This is a genomic window from Xanthomonas hortorum, assembly GCF_011305375.1.
Classification (GTDB): Bacteria; Pseudomonadota; Gammaproteobacteria; order Xanthomonadales; family Xanthomonadaceae; genus Xanthomonas; species Xanthomonas hortorum_E.
The window spans coordinates 615-1,077 of record NZ_VCME01000048.1; the positions used below are offsets into that span (position 1 = coordinate 615).

General features: G+C 66.7%; 1 protein-coding gene. It reads right to left on the bottom strand.

Annotated elements, in window-relative coordinates; translation table 11 throughout:
• On the bottom strand, nucleotides 1–463 hold a 463-nt coding region (locus FFY45_RS21840), incomplete at both ends, for a PmbA/TldA family metallopeptidase (protein WP_303396519.1).

The following is a 463-nucleotide window of genomic DNA, read 5'->3' on the forward strand; positions in this document are numbered from 1 at the left end:
CCTGATCGATGTAGGAGCCGTCGCTGCTGGCGAAATACTTCTGCTCGTTGATCGCGAACATGCGCGAGGCCACGAAGGTGGCGCCGGCAGAGAGCGCGGCCGCGTTGACGTCCATCAGCAGTGCCACCTTGTCCTGCAGTGGCACGGCCATCGCGTTCTTCTTGATCGGGGTCTTCCAGCTCACCTGCCCGGCCGGGGTCACCGGTGCCAGCTGCACCGGCGCACCGCCCAGCCGCGCGTTGGCCTTGGCGATGGCTACCGCCTGGCGCGTGGCAGTGGCCACGCCATCGCTGGTAAGCGTGTTAGTGGCCGCAAAACCCCACGCACCATCGGCCAGCACGCGCACGCCCACACCGCTGGATTCGGCGTTGACCACATTCTCCACCTGCGCCTCGCGGGTGATCACAAACTGGCGCAAATAGCGGCCCACGCGCACATCGCAGTAGCTGGCACCAGCCGCCCT